General features: G+C 65.6%; 22 protein-coding genes. 10 read left to right on the forward strand and 12 right to left on the reverse strand.

Going from position 1 to position 25,966, the window contains the following annotated elements:
* Positions 1 to 97: 97 nt before the first annotated feature.
* From ACFPO9_RS01910 to ACFPO9_RS01930, 5 genes are read left to right on the forward strand one after another with little or no spacing between them, the layout of a single operon-like run.
* Entirely contained in the window at positions 98 to 2,116 is a 2,019-nt protein-coding gene (locus tag ACFPO9_RS01910; RefSeq protein ID WP_379766218.1) for a methyl-accepting chemotaxis protein, read from the forward strand.
* Positions 2,117 to 2,169: 53 nt separating this feature from the next.
* Entirely contained in the window at positions 2,170 to 3,264 is a 1,095-nt protein-coding gene (locus ACFPO9_RS01915; RefSeq protein ID WP_379766221.1) for a threonine aldolase family protein, read from the forward strand.
* A gap of 38 nt (positions 3,265 to 3,302) precedes the next feature.
* Positions 3,303 to 4,097 (forward strand): thymidylate synthase, encoded by a 795-nt coding sequence (locus ACFPO9_RS01920; protein WP_379766224.1) that lies wholly within the window; start codon positions 3,303 to 3,305, stop codon positions 4,095 to 4,097.
* A 2-nt stretch (positions 4,098 to 4,099) separates the two neighbouring features.
* The gene (locus tag ACFPO9_RS01925; RefSeq protein WP_379766227.1) at positions 4,100 to 4,582 is read left to right on the forward strand and encodes a dihydrofolate reductase; all 483 of its coding nucleotides are present in this window, start codon (positions 4,100 to 4,102) and stop codon (positions 4,580 to 4,582) included.
* A 5-nt stretch (positions 4,583 to 4,587) separates the two neighbouring features.
* Positions 4,588 to 5,208 carry a DUF4337 domain-containing protein gene (locus ACFPO9_RS01930; RefSeq protein ID WP_379766230.1) on the forward strand — a complete coding sequence of 207 codons (621 nt, stop codon included), beginning with the start codon at positions 4,588 to 4,590 and terminating at the stop codon, positions 5,206 to 5,208.
* Here ACFPO9_RS01930 and ACFPO9_RS01935 read toward each other — a convergent pair.
* Positions 5,137 to 5,667 carry a hypothetical protein gene (locus ACFPO9_RS01935; protein WP_379766233.1) on the reverse strand — a complete coding sequence of 177 codons (531 nt, stop codon included), beginning with the start codon at positions 5,665 to 5,667 and terminating at the stop codon, positions 5,137 to 5,139. The genes ACFPO9_RS01930 and ACFPO9_RS01935 overlap by 72 nt on opposite strands.
* A gap of 216 nt (positions 5,668 to 5,883) precedes the next feature.
* Between ACFPO9_RS01935 and ACFPO9_RS01940 the strand changes: the two genes are divergently transcribed.
* The 3 genes from ACFPO9_RS01940 (at position 5,884) to ACFPO9_RS01950 (ending at position 9,088) form a co-directional block, all read left to right on the forward strand.
* A complete protein-coding gene (locus tag ACFPO9_RS01940) occupies positions 5,884 to 8,139 on the forward strand; it encodes an Orn/Lys/Arg family decarboxylase (protein ID WP_379766236.1) in 2,256 nt (751 codons plus the stop codon).
* A gap of 162 nt (positions 8,140 to 8,301) precedes the next feature.
* On the forward strand, positions 8,302 to 8,631 hold the full coding sequence (locus tag ACFPO9_RS01945) for a hypothetical protein (protein ID WP_379766238.1): 330 nt from the start codon (positions 8,302 to 8,304) through the stop codon (positions 8,629 to 8,631).
* A 19-nt stretch (positions 8,632 to 8,650) separates the two neighbouring features.
* Positions 8,651 to 9,088: a hypothetical protein gene (locus tag ACFPO9_RS01950; RefSeq protein ID WP_379766241.1), complete on the forward strand. Its 438-nt coding sequence runs from the start codon at positions 8,651 to 8,653 to the stop codon at positions 9,086 to 9,088.
* Between the two features lie 84 nt (positions 9,089 to 9,172).
* On the opposite strand, the gene dcd is transcribed toward ACFPO9_RS01950, so the two are convergent.
* The 4 genes from dcd to ACFPO9_RS01970 are packed head-to-tail and all read right to left on the reverse strand — an operon-like array spanning position 9,173 to position 12,053.
* Positions 9,173 to 9,739 carry a dCTP deaminase gene (dcd, locus tag ACFPO9_RS01955; RefSeq protein ID WP_379766244.1) on the reverse strand — a complete coding sequence of 189 codons (567 nt, stop codon included), beginning with the start codon at positions 9,737 to 9,739 and terminating at the stop codon, positions 9,173 to 9,175.
* A gap of 38 nt (positions 9,740 to 9,777) precedes the next feature.
* A complete protein-coding gene (locus tag ACFPO9_RS01960) occupies positions 9,778 to 10,605 on the reverse strand; it encodes an alpha/beta fold hydrolase (protein WP_379766247.1) in 828 nt (275 codons plus the stop codon).
* A gap of 41 nt (positions 10,606 to 10,646) precedes the next feature.
* Complete coding sequence (locus ACFPO9_RS01965) at positions 10,647 to 11,498, reverse strand: dioxygenase family protein (protein WP_379766249.1); 852 nt, start codon at positions 11,496 to 11,498, stop codon at positions 10,647 to 10,649.
* An 18-nt stretch (positions 11,499 to 11,516) separates the two neighbouring features.
* A complete protein-coding gene (locus ACFPO9_RS01970; RefSeq protein ID WP_379766252.1) occupies positions 11,517 to 12,053 on the reverse strand; it encodes a Spy/CpxP family protein refolding chaperone in 537 nt (178 codons plus the stop codon).
* A 136-nt stretch (positions 12,054 to 12,189) separates the two neighbouring features.
* On the opposite strand from ACFPO9_RS01970, the gene ACFPO9_RS01975 reads away from it, so the two are divergent.
* The gene (locus ACFPO9_RS01975) at positions 12,190 to 12,876 is read left to right on the forward strand and encodes a response regulator transcription factor (protein WP_379766255.1); all 687 of its coding nucleotides are present in this window, start codon (positions 12,190 to 12,192) and stop codon (positions 12,874 to 12,876) included.
* Between the two features lie 2 nt (positions 12,877 to 12,878).
* A complete protein-coding gene (locus ACFPO9_RS01980; protein ID WP_379766258.1) occupies positions 12,879 to 14,420 on the forward strand; it encodes a sensor histidine kinase in 1,542 nt (513 codons plus the stop codon).
* Position 14,421: 1 nt separating this feature from the next.
* Here the strand turns inward: ACFPO9_RS01980 and ACFPO9_RS01985 are convergent, their stop codons facing one another.
* The 7 genes from ACFPO9_RS01985 to lolD form a co-directional block, all read right to left on the reverse strand.
* On the reverse strand, positions 14,422 to 16,809 hold the full coding sequence (locus ACFPO9_RS01985; protein ID WP_379766261.1) for a DNA internalization-related competence protein ComEC/Rec2: 2,388 nt from the start codon (positions 16,807 to 16,809) through the stop codon (positions 14,422 to 14,424).
* 12 nt (positions 16,810 to 16,821) lie between these two features.
* Complete coding sequence (locus ACFPO9_RS01990) at positions 16,822 to 17,943, reverse strand: T6SS immunity protein Tli4 family protein (RefSeq protein ID WP_379766264.1); 1,122 nt, start codon at positions 17,941 to 17,943, stop codon at positions 16,822 to 16,824.
* Between the two features lie 29 nt (positions 17,944 to 17,972).
* Complete coding sequence (locus ACFPO9_RS01995) at positions 17,973 to 19,568, reverse strand: T6SS immunity protein Tli4 family protein (protein WP_379766267.1); 1,596 nt, start codon at positions 19,566 to 19,568, stop codon at positions 17,973 to 17,975.
* 119 nt (positions 19,569 to 19,687) lie between these two features.
* Positions 19,688 to 21,358, reverse strand: coding sequence for an esterase/lipase family protein (locus ACFPO9_RS02000; RefSeq protein ID WP_379766270.1), 1,671 nt, complete (start codon positions 21,356 to 21,358; stop codon positions 19,688 to 19,690).
* A 32-nt stretch (positions 21,359 to 21,390) separates the two neighbouring features.
* A complete protein-coding gene (locus ACFPO9_RS02005; RefSeq protein ID WP_379766273.1) occupies positions 21,391 to 24,189 on the reverse strand; it encodes a type VI secretion system Vgr family protein in 2,799 nt (932 codons plus the stop codon).
* Positions 24,190 to 24,443: 254 nt separating this feature from the next.
* The gene (locus ACFPO9_RS02010) at positions 24,444 to 25,247 is read right to left on the reverse strand and encodes a TatD family hydrolase (RefSeq protein ID WP_379766276.1); all 804 of its coding nucleotides are present in this window, start codon (positions 25,245 to 25,247) and stop codon (positions 24,444 to 24,446) included.
* A gap of 5 nt (positions 25,248 to 25,252) precedes the next feature.
* Positions 25,253 to 25,963 (reverse strand): lipoprotein-releasing ABC transporter ATP-binding protein LolD, encoded by a 711-nt coding sequence (lolD, locus tag ACFPO9_RS02015; protein ID WP_379766279.1) that lies wholly within the window; start codon positions 25,961 to 25,963, stop codon positions 25,253 to 25,255.
* Positions 25,964 to 25,966 lie beyond the last annotated feature (3 nt).

Raw genomic sequence — 25,966 nt, forward strand, 5'->3', positions numbered from 1 at the left:
ATTTGTTGCAGGAATACGTCGGACTAAGGGTTTCTCCGTAGTTGCCCTGCGGATACTTCCGGTATCATCGGGGATTCCCCTTGCATAACCGGATTTCATGAACAAGCCCATGTTCGACGTCTCGCGCTGGTCGGTCGGCTCGAAGATCACCGCTTTCACTTTCACACTTGTCGGCCTGATCCTGGCCGTGCTGGTCACCACCATCAGCTGGACCACTTCGAACCTGCTGCACGAGCGCGCAGTCGTCAACGTCAAGGCCGAACTGGGCAGCGTGATGGCGACCGTCGAGATGTTCGACAAGGCCGTGTCCAGCGAGGCCGTCAGCTTCGCCAAGGTCTTCGCCGCCGCCCTGCCGGGCGAATTCAGCGTCGATACGGCCAACACCGTCGACGTCGCCGGCAAGCAGGTGCCGGTGCTGAAGAACGGCGACACGCCGCTCAACCTCGATTTCAGCGTGCCCGACCGCTTCACCCGCGAGACCGGCGGCAACGCCACCGTCTTCGTCGCCAACGGCGAGGACTTCGTTCGCGTGAGCACCTCGGTGCGCAAGGAAAACGGCGAGCGCGCGGTCGGCACGGTGCTCGACCACGCCAGCCCGGCCTATGCCCGGGTCCGCGCCGGCAAGGCCTACGTCGGCCTGGTCACCCTGTTCGGCAAGCAGACCATCACCAGCTACGACCCGGTGCTCGACAAGAGCGGCAAGGTCATCGCCGTGCTTTACGTCGGCATCGACATCAGCCGCGACCTGGCCATGCTGAAGGAGCGCATCCGCGGCATGAAAGTCGGCGAGACCGGCTACTTCTACGTGCTGAACGCGGCGCCCGGCAAGAACTTCGGCGACCTGATCGTCCACCCCAACAAGGAAGGCCAGAACATCCTCGGCAACCGCGACGCCGACGGCCGCGAATACGTGCGCGCGATGCTGGCTTCCAAAGAAGGCCTGACCGTCTATCCGTTGCAAAGCACGGACGGCACGCCGCCGCGCGACCGCATCGTCGCGTATTCGCTGTTCCAGGACTGGAACTGGCTGATCGCCGGCGGCACCTTCGACGACGAGATCGTCCAGGAAGCCACCAAACTGCGCAACCGCGCCATCCTCAGCGGCCTGGTCGCGCTGGCGATCTTCGCCCTCATCCTGAACGCCATGATGAAGCGCACTGTCACCCGTCCGCTGGGCGCGGCCCGCGACGCCGCCGTGCGCATGGCCCAGGGCGACCTCACCGTCTCGCTGGACGCCGGCCGCCGCGACGAGATCGGACGCCTGGCCGCGGCCATGAACGAGATCGGCAAGGGCCTGTCGAACGTGGTCGGCCAGGTGCGCGGCGGCGCCGAGCAGATCCTCAACGCGTCGAATGAAATCTCCTCCGGCAACCTCGACCTGTCGGCCCGCACCGAGCAGCAGGCCGCGACCCTGGCCGTCACCGCCAACTCGATGCAGGACCTGACCGAGACCGTGCGCCAGAACGCCGGCGACGCCCGCCAGGCGAACCAGCTGGCGGTGAACACCTCGATGGTCGCGCAAGAAGGCGGCCGCATGGTGAGCCAGGTGATCGAGCGCATGGAGGCGATCAAGCAGTCCTCGGGCCGCATCGGCGACATCATCGGCGTCATCGACGGCATCGCCTTCCAGACCAACATCCTGGCCTTGAATGCGGCCGTCGAAGCGGCGCGCGCCGGCGAACAGGGCCGCGGCTTCGCGGTCGTGGCCTCCGAAGTGCGCAATCTGGCGCAGCGCTCTGCCGCCGCGGCAAAGGAAATCAAGACCCTGATCCAGGCCTCGGGCGCCGAAGTCGACGCCGGCAGCCGCCTGGTGCAGGAAGCCGGCACCACCATGGCCGAGGTGCTGCACAGCGCCGAGCAGGTAACCGGCATCATGGGCCGCATCAGCGCCGCCAGCACCGAACAGACCGGCGGCATCGAGAACATCAACCGCGCGATCGGCGAGATGGACCAGGTCACCCAGCACAACGCGGCCCTGGTCGAGGAAGCCAGCGCCGCCGCCCAGGCCATGCAGGAACAGGCCGGGCAGCTGGCGCGCGCGGTGCGCCTGTTCAAGCTCGACGATGCGCAGGCCGCGCAGGCGGCCGGCGCGCGCCCGGCGCTGCCGCGTTACTAATCCCCGGCAGGGCCGCCCTTCACGGCCCTGCTTGTTCGGTGTACAGTTGCTGCATGAGCGATACCGAACTTCTTGCCCGCTGCACCACCATCCTCCCCGGCCACCGCCCGCGCCGCCCGGCCGAGATGTTTTCCGCCATGGCCGCCTGGTGCGAAGCCAATGGCATCAGCCACGACGTCTACGGCGAAGGCGCCCTGATCCAGGACTTCGAACGCAAGGTGGCCGAGCTGCTCGGCTTCGAAGCGGCCGTATTCTGCATTTCCGGCACCATGACCCAGGTGACGGCCCTGCGCCTGGCGGCCATGGAGCGTGGCAAGGCGCCGGTGGCCTTGCACCCGACCTCGCACATCTTCGTCCACGAAGGCTCGAACTACCAGCTGCTGCACCACTTCGATGCGCTGTCGGTAGGCGACCGCCACCGTCCCTGGACGGCGGCCGACATCACCGACATTCCAGACCGCTTGTCCGCCGTCAGCCTCGAAATCCCGATGCGCGAAATCGGCGGCCAGCTGTCCGCCTGGGATGAGCTGGAGGCCATCAAGGCGCATTGCAAGCAGCAGGACATCCACCTGCACATGGACGGCGCGCGCCTGTGGGAAGCGGCGGCCGGCTATGGCCGTCCGCTGGCCGAGATCGCGGCCGGCTTCGATTCGGTCTACGTGTCGCTGTACAAGGGCATCGGCGGCCTGGGCGGCGCCATGCTGCTGGGTTCAAGCGAATTCGTCGCCCGCGCCGCCAAATGGTTCGCGCGCCAGGGCGGCAAGCTGGTGCACCAGTCGCCCTATGTGGTGGCGGCGGCGATGCAGTTCGATGCGCGCCTGGCCAGCATGCCGCCCCTGTTCCGCCGCACCCAGTTCTTGTACGACGTGCTGCGCGACCATCCCGTCATCAAGGTGAATCCGGCGGCGCCGCAGGCCAACATGCTGCACCTGCACCTGCCGGTGAGCCGCGAACGCGCGCTGGAGATCCGCCGCAAGCTGGCGGCCGAGCACGGCATCTGGACGTTCCACCGGATCAATCACGGCGTGCTGCCGGACACCTCTTATTTCGAATGCTATGTCGGGGACAATCTGCTCGATACGCCGGACGGCCGGGTGCGCGAAGCGGTGGCCTTGCTGGCGGCAGAACTGGCTGCGGCGATCGGGTAAAATGCCGGCTTGTTAACCGCTTTAGATTCACGACTCCGATGCGCCAATATTCAGACCTGATGCGCCATGTCCGCGACCATGGCGCGGTCAAGCTAGATCGAACCGGCACCGGCACACGCTCCGTGTTCGGCTACCAGATGCGCTTCAATTTGCAGGACGGCTTCCCGCTGGTGACCACCAAGAAGGTGCACCTGAAGTCCATCATCCATGAACTGATCTGGTTCCTGGCCGGTTCCACCAACATCGCCTACCTGAAGGAACACGGGGTTTCGATCTGGGACGAGTGGGCCGACGCGAATGGCGAACTGGGTCCGATCTACGGCTACCAATGGCGCAGCTGGCCGGCGCCCAACGGTGGGCATATCGACCAGATCAGCCAGGTGCTCGACCAGATCAGGAACAATCCGGACTCGCGCCGCATGATCGTCTCGGCCTGGAACGTGGCCGACGTGCCGCAGATGAAGCTGCCGCCCTGCCACGCCTTGTTCCAGTTCTACGTCGCCGACGGCAAGCTGTCCTGCCAGCTCTACCAGCGCAGCGCCGACATCTTCCTGGGCGTACCCTTCAATATCGCCTCCTACGCCCTGCTGACCCACATGATGGCGCAGCAGGCCGGACTCGAAGTCGGCGATTTCATCTGGACCGGCGGCGACTGCCACCTGTATTCGAATCACCTGGAACAGGTCGAGCTGCAGCTGTCGCGCGAAGAGCGCCCGCTGCCGCAGCTGTCTATCCGCCGCAAGCCGGATTCGCTGTTCGACTACAAGTTCGAGGACTTCGACGTGGCCGGCTACGATCCCCATCCGGCAATCAAGGCGCCGGTGGCGGTATAGATATGAGCAAGCACATCACCTTGGTGGTCGCGATGGACGCCCAGCGCGGCATCGGCGTCGACAACCAGCTGCCCTGGCACCTGCCCGAAGACCTCGCGCACTTCAAGCGCGTCACCATCGAGCGCCCCATCATCATGGGCCGCAAGACCTTCGACTCGATCGGCCGGCCGCTGCCCAAGCGCCGCAACATCGTCGTCACGCGCAACCGCGACTGGTCGCACGAGGGCGTCGAAGTCGCCGGCTCGCTGGAGGAAGCGGTGGCGCTGGTCGGCGATGAGCAGGCCAGCATCATCGGCGGGGCGCAGATCTTCACCGAATCCATGGGCATCGCCGACCGCCTGATCGTGACGCACATCGACGGCGTCTACCGCTGCGACACCTTCTTCCCGGAGATCGATCCGGCGGTGTGGACCGCCAGCGCGCGCGAAGAACACGTATCGAAGGACGGCGTCGCCTTTTCCTTCGTCACTTACGAAAAGAAATAAACAATATGTCCGGACACGGTTTCCACGTGCATGGCCCGCACGATCACGCGGTCGAACACGCTGCCCATGGCGGCGACAACTTCTCCAACAACATCGCCGTCATGACCGCGGTGCTGGCCACGGTCGGCGCGCTGTTCGGCTACCTGGGCGGCGCCACGCAGAACGACGCGGCCCTCTTCAAGAACAACGCGGCGATCGCCAAGACCACGGCGGCGAATTCCTGGAACTACTACCAGGCCAAGTCGAACAAGCAGAACCTGGCCGAGATGGCGTCTTCGCTGCCTGGCATGCCCGAACCGACCCAGGCCAAGTACAAGGCCGACGTTGCCCGCTATGAAGGCGAGAAGGCCGCCATCAAGAAAGAGGCCGAGAAGTTCGAGAAGGAATCCGACGAATGGAACGAGAAGTCGGAGAAGGCGCTGCACACCCACCACCAGTGGGCGCTGGCCACCACCGCCGAGCAGATCGCGATCTCGCTGGCGGCGATCACGCTGCTGACGCGCCGCCGCTGGCTGCTGTCGGCCACCTACGTGGTCGCCGTGATCGGCTTTGCGCTAGGCGCTTTCGCGTGGCTGCATGTCGACCCGATCGGCGCCCTCATGGCCAGCGGCGGCGCGGGGCACTGAACGGCGCTCGCCGAATTCGCGGCGCAGCACGGCGTGGCGGTGCGCGAAGAAGCGCCCCACGAACCAGCCGACCACCGGGCCCGCGATGCGCGGCGTGAACTCGAGGCTGTCGACCACCAGCGCGCCGTCGTCGACCGCTTCGATCACACGCTCGTGCCGCCACGACTTCATCGACAGCAGCGGCGACTGTTCGACGAAGCGGCGGCCCGGCTCCATCTCCACGAAGGTCAGGCGCGACAGGTCGACCGGCACCACGCCGAACAGCAGGAAGCGGCAATTCCCCAGCGGGCTGCCGAGACTGTCCTGGCTTTGCGGGATGTGCTGCATCCCTTTCGGGAACTCCAGCTTGAGCACCGGCGCCATCTCCGTGTGCACGCCGCGCGCGGAGGTGCTCCAGGCCCAGAGTTCGGCTGGCGACCGGGGGATCCTGCTCTCGAATCTGATGCGCACTGGGTTCATGCCGCCCTCCGCTGAGTAGACCCTGGCATTTTATCATTGCCTGGCCAACAACAACGGTGCGCCGCCATCGGTCCAGTCTGGCTAAGCTAACAAAAAAACTTGCGCCGACTTGCGGAAATTCTGCGAAAATCCGCTTCTATTTTTTTTCGGTGCCGTGCCCGGCCATCTCTACTTTGAGGGAGATGGGGTGCACGGCGCTTCGCTTTGGAGCTGTCCATGAAATTTCGATTCCCAATCGTCATCATTGACGAGGACTTCCGTTCCGAGAATACCTCGGGCCTCGGCATTCGCGCGCTGGCCGCCGCGATGGAAAAAGAAGGCATGGAAGTGCTGGGCTTGACGAGCTATGGCGACCTGTCCCAGTTCGCCCAACAGCAGTCGCGCGCCTCGGCCTTCGTGCTGTCGATCGACGACGAGGAATTCGGCAGCGGCACCATCGAAGAGACCAACTTCGCCCTGACCGCGCTGCGCGCCTTCGTGCAGGAGATCCGCCACAAGAATTCGGACATCCCGATCTATATCTACGGCGAGACCCGCACCAGCCGCCACATCCCGAACGACATCCTGAAGGAGCTGCACGGCTTCATCCACATGTTCGAGGACACCCCGGAATTCGTCGCGCGCCACATCATCCGCGAAGCGAAGGCCTACCTGGACAGCCTGGCGCCGCCCTTCTTCCGCGCCCTGGTCAACTACGCCAACGACGGCTCGTATTCGTGGCACTGCCCCGGCCACTCGGGCGGCGTCGCCTTCCTGAAGAGCCCCATCGGCCAGATGTTCCACCAGTTCTTCGGCGAGAACATGCTGCGCGCCGACGTCTGCAACGCGGTCGAGGAACTGGGCCAGCTGCTCGACCACACCGGTCCGGTGGCCAAGTCCGAGCGCAACGCCGCGCGCATCTACAACGCCGACCACTGCTACTTCGTCACCAACGGCACCTCGACCTCGAACAAGATGGTCTGGCACTCGACCGTGGCGCCGGGCGACATCGTCGTCGTGGACCGTAACTGCCACAAGTCGATCCTGCACTCGATCATCATGTGCGGCGCGATCCCCGTGTTCCTGATGCCGACCCGGAACAACCTCGGCATCATCGGTCCGATTCCGCTGGAAGAGTTCACGCCCGAATCGATCGCCCGCAAGATCGAAGCGAACCCGTTCGCCCGCGAAGCCAAGAACAAGAAGCCGCGCATCCTCACCATCACGCAGTCGACCTACGACGGCGTGGTCTACAACGTCGAGACCCTGCGCGAAATGTTGGACGGGAAGATCGACACCCTGCACTTCGACGAAGCCTGGATCCCGCACGCGACCTTCCACGACTTCTACAAGAACATGCACGCGATCGGCCGCGACCGCCCGCGCGCCAAGGAGTCGATGATCTTCTCGACCCAGTCGACGCACAAGCTGCTGGCCGGCCTGTCGCAGGCCTCGCAGGTGCTGGTGCGCGAATCCGAGACCGTCAAGCTGGACCAGGACGCCTTCAACGAGGCCTACCTGATGCACACCTCGACCTCGCCGCAGTATTCGATCATCGCCTCCTGCGACGTCGCCGCGGCGATGATGGAAGCGCCGGGCGGCACCGCCCTGGTCGAAGAGTCGATCTACGAATCGCTGGACTTCCGCCGCGCGATGCAGAAGGTCGACGAAGAGATCGGCGACGACTGGTGGTTCAAGGTCTGGGGCCCGCAGGTCACCAGCGAAGAAGGCATCGGCACCCAGGCCGACTGGATGATCCACGCCGACCACACCTGGCACGGCTTCGGCAAGCTGGCCGAAGGCTTCAACATGCTGGACCCGATCAAGGCCACCGTGGTGACCCCGGGCCTGGCGCTGGACGGCTCCTTCGACGATTCCGGCATCCCGGCCTCGATCGTGACCAAGTACCTGGCCGAGCACGGCGTGATCATCGAGAAGTGCGGCCTGTATTCCTTCTTCATCCTGTTCACGATCGGCATCACCAAGGGCCGCTGGAACACCCTGGTGACCGCCCTGCAGCAGTTCAAGGACGACTACGACCGCAACCAGCCGATGTGGCGCATCATGCCGGAATTCTGCGCGGTCAACCCGCGCTACGAGTCCTGGGGCCTGCGCGACCTGTGCCAGCAGATCCACGACTTCTACAAGTCGCGCGACGTGGCGCGCCTGACCACCGAGATGTATTTGTCGGACATGATCCCGGCGATGAAGCCTTCGGACGCCTTCGCCAAGATGGCCCACCGCGAGATCGAGCGCGTGGCGATCGAGAACCTGGAAGGCCGCATCACCGCGATCCTGCTGACGCCCTACCCGCCCGGCATCCCGCTGCTGATCCCGGGCGAGCGCTTCAACAAGACCATCGTCGACTACCTGCGCTTCGCACGCGACTTCAACGAGCGCTTCCCGGGCTTCGAAACCGATGTGCACGGGCTGGTCAAGCGCGAGGTGGATGGGAAGCTGGGTTACTTCGTGGATTGCGTGAAGCAGGACTGAGCGATTCAGGCCTGACGGCGTAAAAGAGGAGCTGCGGCTCCTCTTTTTTTCGCCCGCGCTGCGCGGCGCTGTCAGACGTGCGCAACGGGGGCAATGCGACAATCGGTGAGTTTCCCCGGCCATTCCGTGCACTAGAATTGGACATTATTCCTGGGAGGCAGCATGGCAGAAATCCTGATCCGCAGACCGTCCGCATGGGGCGACAAACTGCGCAGCTACCGCATCCTCGTCGACGGCGACCATGCCGGCACCATCGGCGAAAAAGGCGAGGCGCGCATCGCGGTCAAGCCTGGCCGCCATACGGTGCGGCTGAAGATCGACTGGTGCTGGTCGCCCCCGCTCGAGATCGAGGTCGACGCCGGTACCCAGCGCACGGTGGAATGCGGTCCGAACGCGCATCCGCTGCTGGCGCTCGTCTATATCAGCTTCCTGAAGAACCGCTACCTGTGGCTGCGTGACAGCGGGACGCGCGCACTGCCCATTGCAGCGTGAGGACGCGAAAAGAAAACCCATGCAAATAACACCGCCACCAGAATTCACATCGACCGCCATTTTCCAGCGCCGCGCCCTGCTTCTTGCCCAACTGCTTTACGATCACTGGGAAGAGAAATCGGGATTCGACACGCGCTTTTTCCATATGCCCCTCATCCGCAACGAGTGGGTCCTGCGGGGCCGCTCGATCAAGGGCGAAGGCTACGGAGAGCACATCGTGCCCCGCGTGCTTATCCGTGACGAGTGCCTGAAAATGTACGATCGCGGTGAATCCCTCATGGCGGTCAGGGATGCGATCGTCGCCCACCTCGGCATCGTCATGATTTCGCGCGAGGAAGCACACCACCTGGACCATGTACGCGGCTGGAAAACGACGATGCCGCCGGGATGGCGCTTTGGCGTCGATGACCCGATGGCGCGCATCACCGATGCAGGGATCATCCTCGCCGTGGCCTGAAACAAAGCCGGCACCATATAAAAAGGAGGCCGCAGCCCCCTTTCAATGTGATACACCCTGGACGGCATGCCGCCCGAAACCGTATCAGGTCTTCGGCAAAGTCACCCCATGCTGCCCCTGGTACTTGCCGCCACGATCCTTGTACGAAGTCTCGCAGACTTCATCGCTCTCGAAGAACAGCACCTGCGCGCAGCCTTCGCCGGCGTAGATCTTGGCAGGCAGCGGCGTGGTGTTCGAGAACTCCAGCGTCACATAGCCTTCCCACTCCGGCTCGAAGGGCGTCACGTTGACGATGATGCCGCAGCGCGCATAGGTCGATTTGCCAAGACAGACCGTCAGCACATTGCGCGGGATGCGGAAGTACTCGATGGTGCGGGCCAGCGCGAAGGAGTTCGGCGGGATGATGCAGACGTCGCTTTTCACGTCGACGAAGGAGTTCGAATCGAAGTTCTTCGGGTCGACGATGGTGCTGTTGATGTTCGTGAACACCTTGAATTCGTCGGCGCAGCGGATGTCGTAGCCGTAGGACGAAGTGCCCCAGGAGATGATCTTGCGGCCTTCGCTCTCTCGCACCTGCCTGGCCGAGAAAGGTTCGATCATGCCGTGTTCTTCCGCCATCCGGCGGATCCATTTGTCGCTTTTGATTGCCATCGCAGGGCTTCCCGGTGAATAAATGTTAACCGGGGATTCTACGCGAAAGCCTTGCAGCGGTCACCTGTCGCCAGGGCCGGCAGCAGGCGCGCGATCATCTCGCGCGTCAGCTGCGCCGTCAGCTGGGGCGACTCCATCGGATACAAATGCGTCCCTTCGATCATGACCAGGTTCTCGCCGACCAGCTTGCGGGTCGAGGCCATGCCGGCCTGGCGCAGTTCTTCCGAGCGGGTGCCGGCGACGAAGCCGATCGGCAGCGGGTAAGGCTTGCGCAGCACCGCGTTCATGTCATGCGGCAGGCTGCTGTAGATGGCCGCTTCGACGTCGCGGTCGAAGCGCAGCTGCACACCGTCCGGGTGCGGCGCCAGGCCGTGGTCCAGGTAGTCGTCGAGCGCGCCCGGCGCCCAGGCCTGGAAGATCGGTTTCGAGATGAAGTGCGCGTAGGCCGCCTCGCGCGAGGGCCAGCTGTTCCTGCGGCGCTCCGCGATCCCGCCCGGCGACAGCTTGCGGCCCAGGCCCAGCGCCTTTGCGAGTCGCCAGACATGGGCGCGCCAGCCCGCCACCACCGGCGAATCCAGCATCACCACGCAGCGCGCGAGGTCCGGACGGCGCCACGCGGCCAGCATGCCGACCGCGCCGCCGAGCGAGTGGCCGACCAGGATCGGCGCTTCTTCATGGCGCTCGAGCTGCGCGATCAGTTCGTCGATCAGCGCATGCCAGTTATCGTCCACCGGATAGCGCGGATCGTGGCCGAGCATGTCGGTGGTGCGCACGTCGAAGTCGCGGCCCAGCTCCTCGAGCAGGCGCCCGTAGGCGCCGGACGGATAGCTGTTCCCGTGCGTGAAATGCAGCAGAGGCTTGTTCATGCGGCCCATTGTAAGGGCTTTGGCCCGAACCCGATCCAGCTTTAGAGTGAAACGCCTACTACTAATGTGACGGTGTAACCGGTGCTGGCGTTGCCGCTCACGCTGCCCATCTGCAGCGAAGTACCGTCGCTGAACACGTTGTCGGTGGCATAGCTGATCGACGCCAGGTTGCGCGAACTCGCCGCATACGCCGTGTTCGCATAGACCTCGTTCAGCGTCGCCATCGGGAAGGTGAACTGTGATGTCTTGATGCGGCCCGCCGCACTGGCGGCCTTGGCCAGGCTGGGGAAGACCTCGAAGTGCACATGCGGCATGCGGCCCGCGTAGCAGCCGGGGAAGATGCTCGTGAACGTCACATGGCCGTCGGCGTCGGCCGCCTGTACGCCGCGCAGGTAGTTTTCCCTGGTCAGGCCGCTCGCGTACATCGAGTAGTTGCCGTCGCGGTCGCAGTGCCACAGATAGACGGTGGCGCCGGCGATCGGCGCGCAGCCGGCGCCGACGTTCACCAACTGCAGCCTGATGGTCAGCGGAATGCCCTGCGCGGTCGCGCTGCCCGGCGAGACGCTGGCGCGGATGTCGCTGCGCACGATGCCGGACAGGGTCAGCGCATTGGCGACGCCGCTGCCATTGCTGTTGGTGCCGTCGCCGGGGTAAGGGCCGCCGGTCTCCTCGGGGATGACGGCGCAGCTGTTGCCGGTGCTGCCGGTGCTGGCCGTGCCGGCGCTGCTGGCCGTGCTGGCATCGACGCTGCCGATCGTGCTGCCGCCGCCGCAACTGGCGAGCGGCAGCGCCGCCATCCCGCCCAGCAGCCAGCGCAGCGACTGGCGGCGGCTGGCAGCGATCTCCAGCAAGGGTTCGAGGTCCTCGGCGAGGCCGTCGCGATGGTGGTCCATGTCTTGTTCCTCCATCGCTTACGGGCGCTCTTGCGGCGCTTGCGGGCGGCGCTGGCGCAGCTGTTCCCGCTGCTCCGGCGTCAGCACGGCCAGCAGCTGGGCATGCAGGCGCGCTTCCAGCAGGGTCTCGGCGGCGATCGCCTGGCCAAGCTCGCGCGAGGCGGCGCCGGCCCTGGCTTCGTCGAACTGGGCGGCGTCGCGCAGGGCGCCCAGGGCTTCGTGCGCACGGCGGATCGCCTTTTCCTGCTCGCGACGCTGGGGTGCGGCGGCGTGCTCGATCGCGAACAGCTTGTCCTGCTGGGCTTCGCTCAGCTTCAGGTGGCCAAAGCGGTGGCCGAAGCCCGGGCCGCCGGGGCCGTGGCGCGGACCGTCTTCGGGTCCGCGTCCTTCGGGTCCGCGTCCTTCGGGTCCGCGTCCTTCGGGTCCGCGGCGCGGGCCCTGGCCGGCAGCGTGATCGCCATCCGCCGGCGGCGCCTCGGCCTGGCCGGCGGCGAAAGTGGAGGCGCAGCAGGCCGCGAGCAGTGCGGCCGCGATCGATTTGCGGATCGTATTCATGTTCGACATCCTTGTGTGGTTGGGATGCCGCATTCTCGTGCCCGGTCCTGTAAAGTGGTGTTAAATGCTTGTAAAACCGGGTAAAGACCTGGGACCGGCGCCGCCAGACCCCATCCCCATTTGCTAAGATGCGAACATGACACAAGTGCTGTTAATCGACGACGATACCGAACTGGTAGGGATGTTCACCGAGTACCTGGAACAGGAAGGCTTCCGCGTGGCCTGCGCCCATGACGGCGAGCTGGGTGCGCGCGAAGCGCTCAGCGGCCAGTACGCGATCGCCATCCTCGACGTGATGATGCCGCGTATGAACGGCATCGAGACCCTGCGCCGCATCCGCGCCGCCAGCCGCATCCCGGTGCTGATGCTGACCGGCCGCGGCGACGACGCCGACCGCATCCTCGGCCTCGAGCTGGGCGCGGACGACTACGTGACCAAGCCCTGCACCCCGCGCGAGATGACCGCCCGCGTGCGCGCCATTTTGCGCCGCACGCAAGGCGCCAGCAGCGACGGACCCGGCATCAAGCTCACCGTCGGCAAGCTGACCATGCTGCCCGAGCAGCGCCGCGCGACCTGGGAAGGCACGCCGCTGGAACTGACCAGCACCGAATTCAACCTGCTCGAAGTCCTGGCCCGCAACGCCGGCCGCCCGGTCAGCAAGAACGACCTGTCCGAACAGGGACTGGGCCGCCCGCTGGCGCGCTTCGACCGCAACATCGACGTCCACCTCAGCAGCCTGCGCCACAAGCTCGGCACGCTGTCGGACGGCCGCTCCTGCCTGCAGACCGTCTACCGTCTCGGCTACCAGCTGATCCGCGAGTAAAGATGGGCCGGCTGTTCTGGAAGTTCTTCCTGTCGATCCTGCTCGCCCAGGTGGCGGCCACCATCGGCATCGGCGGCACGCTCTGGCTGCGCGACCAGGCCCGGCACCGCAACACCGAACCGACCCTCGACCTCGGCCCGCCCGCCGTCATCATGCTGGACGCGGCCGCCGCGACGCTCAAGCACGGCGGCGTCGACGCCCTGCGCGAACTGGCCGCGACCACGCGCCGCGTACACCTGTATGTCCTGGACGACCAGGACCACGAGCTGCTCGGACGTACGGTCCCGTCCAGGCTGCGCGAGGAAGTCGCGCGCAAGCTGGCCGACGGCACCGTCACACACGCCGTGGCCCGGCTGATCGCGCCGGATGGCCGGCACTATCTCGCCTTCGCCTCGCGCGAACCGGGTCCACGCCCGGACGACCAGGACGGACCGGGTTTCGCGCCGGACGGCAAGCCTGCGCCGGCCGGCGGCGGTCATGCGGACCCGGCGCACGGCGCCAGGGCCAGCCTGGATGCCGCGGGAGCTGGCGGCACGGCGGCGTCCAGATTCGAGCGCGCGCGCGACCCCTATCCGGGCGCGGGTGCCGGCCCGGGCGGCCGCGGAGGCCCCGGCAGTGGCCTGTTCGGCCTGCCGCCGGAATTCGGCCGCCACGTCGGCCGCTGGCTGCCGATCGCCGCCGCGACCATGGCCAGCTTCCTGTTCGCCGCCCTCCTCGCCTGGTACTTCTCGCGCCCGATCCGCGCCCTGCGCGGCGCCTTCGAAGCCGCCGCCGCCGGCGACCTCGCGCCCAAGTTCGGCGAGGCCAGGATGGCGGTCGCGGGCGACGAGCTGGCCGAACTTGGCCACGACTTCGACCGCATGAGCGCGCAGCTGCGCACCCTGATGGAAGGCCAGCGCCGCCTGCTGCACGACGTCTCGCACGAACTGCGCTCGCCGCTGGCGCGCCTGCAGGCGGCGATCGGCCTGGCGCACCAGCAGCCGGACAAGATCCAGGCCTCGCTTGAACGCATCGAACGCGAAAGCGTACGCATGGACCGCCTGGTCGGCGAGTTGCTGACCCTGTCGCGCCTGGAAGCCTCCAGCGCGCCGCCGGCGATGGAAGCGGTGGACCTGGTCGAGATGGTCGACCAGATCGCCGACGACGCCCGCTTCGAGGCCGGCGCCCGCATCGACGTCGACGCGCCGGTCCCGGTGACGGTCATGGGCGCGCCCGACCTGCTGTGGAGCGCGGTCGAGAACATCGTGCGCAACGCCGTCAAGCACGGCGGCGCCGCCGGCGCAGTGGACGTCGCCCTGCACCCCGAGGATGGCCTGGTCCACATCGAGGTGCTGGACCGCGGCCCCGGCATCGCCGAAGAACACCTGGGAGAGATCTTCGAACCCTTCTTCCGCTCGAACCCGACGCAGAACAACGTCGACGGTCATGGCCTCGGACTGGCGATCGCCAAGCGGGTGGTCGAGACGCATGGCGGGCGGATCACTGCGGCGAACCGCGCCGGAAGCGGACTGCGGGTGACGATCACGCTGCCGCGCGAGGCTTGATCTACTGCGGCGCTGGGCTCCAGTAGCGCGCGTGCTGGCGCCGGTAAGCCTGTGCTTCGACTGTCTCGCCGAACGCCAGCGTGAGCGCGCCCAGTTCATCGGTCCGCAGGCGCTCGATGCCGAGCTCACCGTAACGCTCGTAGACTTCCTTCTTGGGATGCCTGTAGCGGTTGCGCCAGCCGACCTGGAACACGCTCACGCTGGGGTGCACCGCCTGCAGGAAGGCTTGTGTCGACGACGTGCCGCTGCCGTGATGCGGCGCCAGCAGGACGTCGGCGCGCAGGCCGTCAGCGCTGTTTGAAACCAGCGCCGCTTCCTGGGCCGCTTCGATGTCGCCGGCCAGCAGGATCGCCGTGCGGCCATTACCGATCCGCAGCGTGCAGCTGCGCGCATTCGGCTTCGGCTTCGGGTCCGCATAGCTGGCGGCGGCCGGGTGCAGCATCTCGAATCGCACGCCGTCCCACTCCCAGCGCTGGCCGGCCGCGCAATGCAGGTGGCGCGACGCCGCGCGCGCGACCGGATGGCTCGCCGGCAGCGAGGACGCCAGCCAGCCGACCTTCGTTTCGCCCAGCACCGCCAGCGCGCCGCCGGTATGGTCGGCGTCGCTATGGCTGACCACCATGCCGTCGAGGTCCGCGATGCCGCGCATGCGCAAATACGGCAGCAGCACGCGGCTGCCCGCGTCCGCGCCGGGCGCGTAGCCCGGGCCGGTGTCGTACAGCAGGCGATGGCCGGCCGTTTCGATCAGCAGCGCCATGCCCTGCCCGGCGTCGAAGGCGATCACGCGAAAGCGCCCCGGCTCCGGATGTTCCGGCATCTGCAGCAGCAGCGGCAGCCAGGCCGCCGCGCCGGCCCAGCGATGCGGCCAGCCGCGCGGCATCAGCATCCACAAGGTGCCGCCCAGCGCCAGCAAAAAGACCCAGGCCGGCGGCGCCGGCGCGCGCCAGACCGCGGCCGGCATCTGCGCCAGCTGCCCGAGCACGAACGCCAGTCCTTCGACGGCGGCATGCGCCGCCAGCAGCAGCCAGCCGCCCAGCGGCGCCGGTGCCAGGCTGCCCAGCAGCGCCAGCGGCGTCACGATGAAGCTCACCAGCGGAATCGCGATGGCGTTGGCCAGCGGGCTGACCAGCGAGATCTGGCCGAACAGCAGCATCGTCAGCGGCACCAGCCCGAGCGTGACCGACCACTGGGTGCGCCATGCCGCTTTCAGGTTCGCCCTGAATCCGGTCTCGCGCCGGGCGATGCGTCCGTGGCCGCCGAACAGGATCACGGCCACCGCGCCGAACGACAGCCAGAAGCCCGGCCACAGCACGGCCCACGGGTCGAACAGCACCACCACGCCCAGGGCCAGGCACAGCACGTGCGTGACGCTAGCCAGCCGCCCGAACCACAGCGCCAGCGCGACCACCACCAGCATGTACAGCGTGCGCTGGGCCGGCACGCCGAAGCCGGCCAGCAGCACGTAGAGCAGCGCCGCCACTGCGCCCGTCAATGCCGCCACCTTCTGCGCGGGCAGCAGCAGCGGCAACCGGGCGCCGGTAAAGAAGGAGCGCCGCCACAGGCTGGCCATCGCCAGCGCGGCAAGTCCCGCGATCATCGTGATGTGCAGGCCCGAAATCGAGATCAGGTGGCCGATGCCGGTGCGGTTGAAGACCTGCCAGTCTGCCTGGTCGATGCCGCGCTGGTCGCCGATCACCAGCGCGACGATCACGCCGGCGTACTGCCTGTCCGGCAGCGCTGCCTGGATCCGGTCGCGCAGCGCGGCGCGGGTGCGCTCGATCAGGGTCCCGATGCGCGGCACGAAGGCGTCCAGTTGCGCGTTGCCGCTGTCCACGCGCACGTAGCCGGTGGCGCGCACGCCCTGCTCCAGCAGCCAGGCTTCGTAGTCGAAGCCGCCCGGGTTGGCGTTGCCGTGCGGGCGCTGCAGGCGCACCGTCAGGCGCCAGCGTTCGCCGGGTTTCAAGCTGTCGGGCAGGCTGCCGGCGCCGCTGCCACGGTCGGCGTACCAGGACAGGGCGATCCTTGGCGGGACTGCCGTTGCGGGCGTCTCGGTGCGTTCGACCCGCAGGTTGAAGCGCAGGCCTTGCTCGAAGCGGTATGGGAGGCTGTCGACGATGCCGATGACTGTCAGGTCGTGGCCTTCGTCGGCTGGGGCAAGCTGGGATGCGAGGGCGTGGTGAGCGATCAGGGCGGCCCAGGTGTAGCCGAGGAGTGTGCCGGCGCAGGCTGTGAAACAAGCTGTGCTCCAGAATCGTTTCACGATGCGTTCCAACGCGATGCAAGCGATCGCACATGCCACGCAGACGCACATGACCGGCGCGCTTGGCAGCACGGCGGCGCTTTGCAGCGCAAGCACGCCAGCGGTGAAGGCCAGGATGGCGCAGCGCATCGAGTGCGTCGGTCAGAGTTTGTTTGGAACGGTTGTGGCGACCGCCTTGAGTCGCCCGGGATCGTTAGAGCGCTGCAGAGAACCTAGCTCGGGGTCGCGCAACCGAATGCTGGAGGCGATACTGTCCCACAAAGCTAATAGAGCGTCTTGGTGGAGGCTCGCGTCGACTGGCTTTCCTCCCGCCCGTTGACTCATCCCAGCTTGAAGCTCGAGCGATAGAAACGGGCGAAGTGGATTACCTCTTATTCCTCTCGCTTCCCATATGAATGAATACGTGGTCGCGAAGTTCAATTCGATGAAGCTTTCGAGCGCCTCCTCGCCCTCCAGTCCATCAACACTTCGCTTCTTGAGACGAAGTTTCGTAGTCCGCAGGCGTTCGCCAAAGTCAGCTTTGGAGTCTGTTTCAGCAACACGTTGGAATAAGCCATGTTCGGCACCACCGCCAGGCAGGCTAATTAAGGTCATCTTTACATCTGCATGGTCCGGGAGACCAATTTGCAGCGCGAAATGCTCGGCTTCGCGTATTGGAAGTGGCTCCGAGAAGAATGCACGCTCAATACAAAAACCGGGCTCGGACGGAATCTCGTCCTCACCGCGCAGGCGTAGTCGGGCCAGGAGTGTTTCGGCCAATCTTGCCCTGCCCTCGTCCCCATACTTCGCAGAGAGCGTGAAACTCTGCTTTCCAATATGCGAGTGGACCTCGACTGACGAGAACTGGTCTTTGACCCGGCGACCCGGTTCCATTAAATAGCCGGTATTCCGTCCAAAGATCATCGTACGTCCGATCATTCCCGGTATGCGTAGATCGCGAACTTTCGCCAATCCGTTTGACTCATCGGACGGTCGGCCCGATGTCGCGATTTCTGCCTCGCGCGCTGCAAGACGAGCCCAAAATGTCGCCTCGTCCTCCGCGAGCGTCTGGATCTCGAAACCAGCGAGCTGCTCGCTGGATAGACTCACATTGGCCTGCGCTGGCACATCGACGAGATAGCGTCCAACGCAGACTATCTTCATTCCCTTGGTAAACTGTGCCACCTTGGACCGGTCGTGCACACTGCGCACCCGACTCGCAATCCAAACTCCTGCACAAAGAAGGACCGCCAGTAGAAAAGCAAGTTGAAGCCGTCGGTGCATGCGCGCGCTCTCCTTCACCCTAATGATCGTCAAACCAATTCAGGCGGCTCGTTAATCGACAATCGGTCGGATGTCGGCGATATGTTTTGCGCCGCCACCGATGCTTCGGCATGCCGCAAAAGCTGCCACATGCTCCGCCGCTGAATCACTTCGGGACCGGCCGACTTGGCGAACACACCGGCAGGTACTTGGAAGGTCGCCACCGGCATCAAACTTCCCTGGGCGAACCAGCGCGTTCCGTCGAGCGCATGCGACTCCTCGCAACGCCACCAGCCGCTCGCGAGACAAACCTCGCCAGTACGCACATGGCTTCCGAGAGGCACCGCGCGTCCGTCCTTCGCAGCAGATACCGACCCTTCTGCCGGTGTAGGGGCCGGTGCCAATGCCACCGTGATCGCGGTACGAGGCCGGAGGCGTTTATCGACCAGGGTCCAGGCCGTGAGCTCCGCGCTTTCAACGCTAGGCTGGACGCGCTTGAGCTTTTGCCAGACCGTCTGGCGAAGCAGCAGCAATGCCTGCGGCATGCGCGCGCCCTGGCGGATGAACTGCACCGCGCCACCGTGCACGGTCATACTTTCGCCACCGGCATTGCAGCGCCACCAGCCGGACTGTGGGCAAATGTCCCCGGCATTCGCTACCGCGCCCAGTTTCGGACCGGAGGGTTGGGGCGGTGCCAATGGGGGCGGTGGCGGGCCGCTTTTCCGTACACGAATGCTGGAAGCAATGCTGTCCCACAGAGAGAGCAACGCATCTTCATGCAGGCTTGTATCGACTGGCTTGCCGCCTGGCCGCTCACCAACGCCGGTCTGAAGTTCAAGAGAAATATATGGTTGAAGCGGGTCTTCTGCTGTTCCTCGTGTCTCCCAATTGAACCCGTAAGTGGTCGCAAAGTTGAATTCGCGTACTCGCTCCAATACTTCCTCCCCCTCCAATCCATTGATGTTCCGTTTACCAGCGCGTAACTTCGTCACGCGCAGCAGCTCTTCGGCGCTAGCACTTGCGTCAACTTCCGCAGTCCTGGAAAGAATGCCGGAGCCGGATTTAACCCCCGCGATACTGAAAAGCGCTAAGGCTACATCGGGGTGGCCAGGCAAGCCTAGATGCATGACCAAGTGTTCGCTATTGTGGCTCGGGAGCGGTTCAGCAAAGACGGCACGCGACACGCAGAAGCCTGGAACCGTAGGGATTTCGTCCTTGTCTCGGACCTGAATCCGCGACAGCAGCAACTCGGATAATTTAACGTCGGCTTCATCGCCATATTGCATGGCGAGCACAAAGCTCAGTCCAGCCACATGTGCGTGCGTCTCGATCGAAGCGTACTCCGATGTCACCCTGCGATCGCCCTCGAACCCATGGCTGCGGGTACGCCCAAATATCAGGGTACGCCCGATCATGTGCGGAATATGTAACTCGCGCGTCTCGATCACTCCGGCAGAAGCGCTCCCGCTGTCGCCCTTGAGCTCGGTTTCGCGTGCAGCGAGCCGTTCCCGGAAATTCGCCTCCCCCTCCTCGCGTGTGCTGATTTCGAATCCGCCCAGCATCCCCCCGGAAAGGCTTACTTCCGCCTGGACCGGCACGTCGACCAGGTAACGCCCGACGCATACCGTTTTCAAGTTTTCGGTCATTTTTGCCACCTCGGATCTGTCACGCATACTGCGGACGTGGCCGGCTGCCCAGCTTCCAGCACAGGCAAGGGCTGCCAGCAGGACGACGAGTTCCCGCCATCCGCCTTTTCTTACTCGTGTCATGGCAATTTTTGCGTTAACTTGACGACGAGGTGTTGGGTCAGCAGCAGTGCAGCTTCGTTATTGAAGACATCTTGATGGTCCACGCCACGAATTTCAAATAACTGCCGCACTTTTCCCCGCGGTCCGGCGCCGGATTGGAGTGGCACGGTCCCATCGCCGCCAATATCCTGAAGCGCAGGCACAAATTCCAACGCGGTCCTTCCTTCGACTTTGACCCGGCGGCCGACAGTTTCGCGATACCCGATCAACACCGCCTTGCGCAAGTTCGCTTCGGTAAATACCGCCCCGAGTCCAGGCTCTCGTGCTACCCACCGCACGGCGCCGAACGACATATGCGCCGAGTCCGCTCCGTAAAAGGCGTAAGTACTCGGGTGGTAATACGTATCCAGAACGTCACGGTGAAACTTTTCTGCATTGTCGACCGCGACCCGAACGGCATGGGCCAGCCTTCGCTGATCCCCAGCATATTTGCGTGCCGGATCGACCAGCTGCAAATCGATTAGCCGATACCAGGACTGCGTGTCGCGGTACATGTCATAAGGATTACCGACCGGAAGATGAACTAAATCACGAGCTACGTCCTTGTTGTTAACTCGGCTGACCATGCATACATGCAACCAAGGTTGCGGATAGAGGTGGTTCGGCAACAACTGCAGTGGACCAGGAGCGGTAGCCATCACCGGCATGGTTTGTTCCGGCTTTCCGCCCAGGATGTCTGCGGCAAAATCGGCTTTGAGATTAGCAGTGATGTCGTTGCTTGGACTCCAGCGCTCCGTGCCGCAAGCAATCCGGCGATAGCAGACTGGGGCGCCCAATGCTGGCATTACGCCGTGAATGACGCCCAATATCTGATCGGGAATTTGTTTGGCGCAGGCCCGTGCCACCAGCCCACCCATGGAATGCGTCACGAGAATCACCTTGTTGCATTCGCGCTTGAGTCTCTTCCAGTGCGCGATCGTGCCTTCGATACGCCGGCGTAGCCTTGCGGCAGAGTCTTCACACGATTCCAGCCAGTTATAGCCGCATACATACACAGGGTAATAATAGCCAGCATGCTTTTCCAGCTCAGTCTGCGTGATCCTCTCGATGCTGCGAACGCCCCACTTTGCCGGGTCACAGGCCATTACTTCTTTCCAGTGCCGGCAGACCACGGGCGCGTTATCGAGCGGATCCAATTCAAAGGTGTGGTTCAATCCAACATGAAGCCCGTATAGAAGTCCTCCATAAGAGTCCCAGTGAACTTCGCCCCAGTAGCGATCACGGACTTCCTTTTCCAACATGCCGTAGTTTCTGGCTTCCAAGGGCAAGCTGATATCGCCACGATCGTCGACCTCGAGTTTTTCGGCGTTCAGAAGCTTCTGCCGCGTAACGGGATCCCGCTTTTTCCAGATACGGGCCGCGTTAATCCCGGCTATTGAACCGTTTGGCGGCCGCCAGGCCTCCTCTTTCGGTCTGAGTGCGCCGTCAGCGAGTTTTGCCGGATCGCTAATCGCCCTTAAATTCGTCCCCATAATCCCCGGCACCACGATCACCGGCACCACCTTCGACGGCGGCATCGTAAACAAGCCACGGGTCTTCAGGGCCGTCGGCGTCAGCACCGTACGCCCGGTCCAGCTGCCATCCGGCTGCGGGACGAGGTTCGGCAAGGGTCGGGTTGGATCTGCCATTTGCGGCGCTTCGTGGTCGTTGACTGTCCGGCTCAGGCGGCCGGATCGTCCTGTTCGGGTAAATAGGCCATGTCGACGCCGCCGATCATTTCCCCGATCAGCAGCGAGGTCCGGCCCTGGTCGTCGGTGCGGCCGGTGACGGTGCGGCCGTCCTCGAAGGTCGCCTTGTAGCGCTGGTTCGGGATCGGCGCGCCGGTCTGCAGGTGGCGCAGCACCACGTATTCGTCGGTGTGCAGGTGCGAGGTCGGCAGGCGCACGTCCCTGGGGCTGGCGCCGCCGGGGCCGAAGTACATGAAATCGGAGCCCTTGTGGATCTGCTGGCTGCTGCTTTGGTGGGTGATCTTGCCGTCGGCCCAGTCGGTGGTGGCGCCCGGGGCGATGATTTTCACGGCCGGCGCTTCCAGCTCGATGCGCTCGGCTGCGATCAGGCTGATGCGGCCCGAAGACTTGATCTGGATGTTGCCGAGGTGGGTCTGGACCACGATGTCGCCCTTCCCTGCGCCGATCTTCATGCCCAGTTCATGCGCGAACATGCTCAGGCCGCGCGCCGCGCGCAGGAAGATGTTGCGGCCGGTGGAGACTTCGGCGTCGCCGGCGCTGACCACGTCGATCTTGTTCTGCGCGCCCAGCGCCAGGTTGTCGCTGCTGGCGAAGATAGCGCCGGCCGGCGCGCTGGCGGCGACGATGGGCGCGCCGCCGCCCGAATTTGTCACACCTGCGCCCTCGGCCACGTTGCTGCCTTCGTGCCAGCGCTTGAGTTTTTCGACCAGCGCGGCCAGGCGCTGCTGCGAAGGTTCGTCCTCGTTGTGCACCGCCGCCAGCTTGCCGACTTCGTCGAGGATGCCCTGCATGACGTCGGCCAGCCCGACCAGGCCGGCGCGCGCCAGCTGGCCGCCGGCGCCGCCCTGGTCCCCTTCCGCACTGATCAGCACACCCTGGGCGCCGCGCACCGCCACCGACAGATCGCTGCGCAGTTCGGCGCCTTCGCCGCGCGGCGCGCCTTTGCCATGGTCGCGCGGCTCGGTCATCCAGCCGAGGTTCAGCTCCGAGGCGCCGTGGTCGCTGCCCAGCTGGGCGCTGATCTGGCCGCGGGTGTCGTCGAAGCGCAGCTGGTTGCCGCGCGCGCCGGCGATTTCGCGGGTGCGGGTGCCGGACAGGTAGCGGTTGCCGGGCAGGTCGCCGTAGCCGTTGAAGGCCGGCGGGCTTGATCTCTGGTTATACAGCTGGGCGAGGACGATGGGGCGGTCCGGGTCGCCGCCCAGGAAGGCCACCAACACTTCGGTGCCGACCCGCGGCAGGCCGAGCGCGCCGGACTGGTGCTGGCTGCCGCTGCCGTTGCCGGCCCAGTTGGAGGCGACGCGCACCCAGGCCGAATCGGCCGGTCCGCCGGAGGCGCCGGCGCCGCGCGCGTGCGCGTGGTCGGCCGCGCGCATGCCCGGAAAACGGATCTTCACGCGCCCCAGCGCGTCGCAGTGCACGTCTTCGTTGGCCGGGCCCACCACGACGGCGCTTTGCAGCTCGGGATGCGGCAGGTCGCTGCGCGGATCGAAGGCCGGCACGATGGCGATACCGCGCCGGACCGCCGTGAAGGCGATGCGCACGCGCCCGGACGGATCGGCGTTCGGCGCGCCCATGCCCAGCAGGCTGGACACGGAAGCGGTGAGGTCGCGCGGCAGGTTGTTGTCGGCCACCACGCGCAGTTCGGTGATGACGAACTCGCGCTGGTCCGCCGGATGGGTGTCGATCTCGGGATGGTCGGCCAGCGAAAAGTACTGGCCGGCGCAGAAGTCACGCACGCTGCCCTCGCCGTGGAAGCACTTCGATTCGAATTCGTGGCGGCTCATGCGCACGTGGCCCAGGCGCCAGTGGTCTTCGACGTCGTCGCCGGCGTGCGGCATCTCGATCAGGTAGTCGTCGAGGGTGGCGGCGAGCTGGTTGCCGCTCGGGCCCTGGTCGGCCATGCCGCGCGCACTGGCGGTCATGAACTGCGGGCCGCCCGGGTTCTTGTAATCCCAGCTGTGGCGGGTGGTGAGGCCGGGCTGCAGGCGGCGCGCGGCGGTCCAGGAAGTCACGGTGTCGCGGCCCTCGGCCACGCCGTCGCGGTGATAACGCACGCTGCCGGCGCTGTTCCTCGGCAGGTTGCCGGCGTCGGCGAACAGCACCAGGGTGTGCGCCGGGGTGCGGTCATGGGCCGGGTCGACCGCGGTGCCGCGGCTGCGGCCCGGGCGGAACACCCAGCCGATGCCGCGCCGCTTCAGCAGGCGGCGCACGAAGGCGGCGTCCGACTCGTTGTACTGCATGGTCTGTTCGCGCGGCGGGTACTGGGCCAGGTCGAGCAGCGCGTCGAGTTCCAGTTCAAAGGCATTCGCCAGCACCGTGTTCGAGTGGCGCCATTCGTCGCACAGCAGCTGCACGATCTCGATCTCGTTCTGGTAACGGAACACGCGGCTGTTGCTGCGCTTTTCCATGACCGCGAAGACGTCGCGCACCACCAGTTCGTACGATGCCAGGGCGCCGTCCGAATCGCCGGCGCGCGCTTCCGTCACCAGGCCGCAGACGCTGCGCAGCTGGCCGCGGTCGGTGACGAACTGGATCTCGGCCGGCAGCGCGATCAATTCCTTGAGCGGCAGGTGCGGGCTGCTGGCCAAACAGGCGACGCGGTACTCGATGCCGCCGCAGACCGCCTCGCTGCCCACCACCCGCTGGGGCAGCAGGATGTCCTCGGCAAGCTGCCCTGCTTGCGCGAGGCGCAGGCGCAGGGGGCGGTTGGCCGTGCTGAGGGACTTTTCAATCTGCAGGACCCGCAGGAACTCGCTCGCGCTCTCCACCATCTCTCCGTGTATGCGTGCCGCAGTGCGGCGGAGAAGGTATTTTTCCACGCTTGCCAGGGCGGTCCGTTGCCGTGCGTCATACGGTTTGGGGCCGGTCAAGACGGAACTTTCGTCCAGGCGGAATTGTCGTGGCCGCCAAAATCCGGCGCGGATCGACAGCCTTATGACGCCAGGGTGCGCGCGACGCTCCCGGCAGGCGCGCGCGGCGCAACCATGCGCGGCGAATGCGCGAATGAAGCGGGACTAGGCGTGGATCAGGATGCGAGCAGGTTTTTCAGGCGCGGAATCGCGGCCAATGCATTTCGCCCGGTGGCGGCGCGGACTTCGTCGCCGGACAGGCCACGCAATTCAGCCAGCATACGGCCGATCGCCGGCAGTTCTTCCGGGCTGTTGCGGCCGGGGTGGAGCCAGCTGGGGGCGATGTCCGGCGCATCGGTCTCAAGCACGATGGCGCCAAGCGGCAGATCGGCTGCCAGGCGCCGGATCTGCAGCGCGCGCGTAAAGGTCATGGCGCCGCCGAAGCCGAGGTGGAAACCGAGGTCGATGAAGGTCTGCGCCTGCTGGAAGCTGCCGTTGAAGGCATGGGCGATGCCGCCCGCGGGCCGGATCTGGCGCAGGTGCTTGAGCACCTGGTCCTGCGAGCGCCGCACGTGGGTCAGCACCGGCAGCCCGAAGTCGCGGGCGATGCGCAGCTGCTCGCGCAGGAAATGCGCCTGCTTCTCGCGCATCGCCGGTTCGCACAGCATGGGGATGAAGAAGTCCAGCCCGATTTCGCCGACGGCGACGAAGCGCGGATCATCCATCGACTCTTCTACCTGCCGGCGCAGCAGCGCCAGGTCCTCATCCGCCGCCTGCGGCACGTAGATCGGATGAATGCCCAATGCATAGGACGCGTTCGGCGCCGCATGCGCCAGTTCGCGCACCACGTCGAAGTTGGCGCGTGCGACCGCCGGAATCACGATCATGTCGACCCCCGCCTGCTCCGCGCGCGCGGCGACGGCCAGCGACGCCGCGCCGAACTCATGGGCGTCGAGATGGCAGTGGGTGTCGATCCACATGGGGGTCAGCTTTCCGGGCGCAGTCCGTGCTCGGTCAGGCGCAGTACGCGGTCGCAGCGGCGCGCCAGCTCGGGGTCGTGGGTGACGATCACGAAGGCGGTGCCGAGGGTGCGCGAGAGCTCCAGCATCAGGTCGAAGATGGTCTCGGCGGTGTTGTGGTCGAGGTTACCGGTCGGCTCGTCGGCCAGCACGCAGGCCGGTTCCGTCACCAGCGCGCGCGCCAGGGCCACGCGCTGGCGTTCGCCGCCCGACAGTTCGCCGGGACGGTGCACGGCGCGCTTGGCCAGCCCGACCCGCGCCAGCATCGCCTGCGCTTTCGCCACCGCTTCCTCGCGTTTCATACGCCGGATCAGCAGCGGCATGGCGACGTTGTCCAGCGCCGAGAATTCCGGCAGCAGGTGGTGGAACTGGTAGACGAAGCCCAGCGAGGCGTTGCGCAGGTCGCCGCGCTTCGTTTCCGACAGGGCCGCGAAGTCCTCGCCCTGCAGCACCACCGCGCCGCCGCTCGGCGTATCGAGGCCGCCGAGGATGTGCAGCAGGGTCGACTTGCCGGAGCCGGAAGCGCCGACGATGGCCACGCGTTCGCCGCGGGAGATGGAGAAATCGATTTTGTCCAGCACCTGCACCGCGTAGTCGCCTTCGCGGAAGGTCTTGCCGACGCCGCGGCAGGAAAGCACCGGCATGCCGGTCGTGGTTTCGATAGTTTCAGTAGTCATCGT

This window comes from Massilia aerilata, assembly GCF_042656905.1.
GTDB classification, from domain to species: domain Bacteria; phylum Pseudomonadota; class Gammaproteobacteria; order Burkholderiales; family Burkholderiaceae_D; genus Telluria; species Telluria aerilata.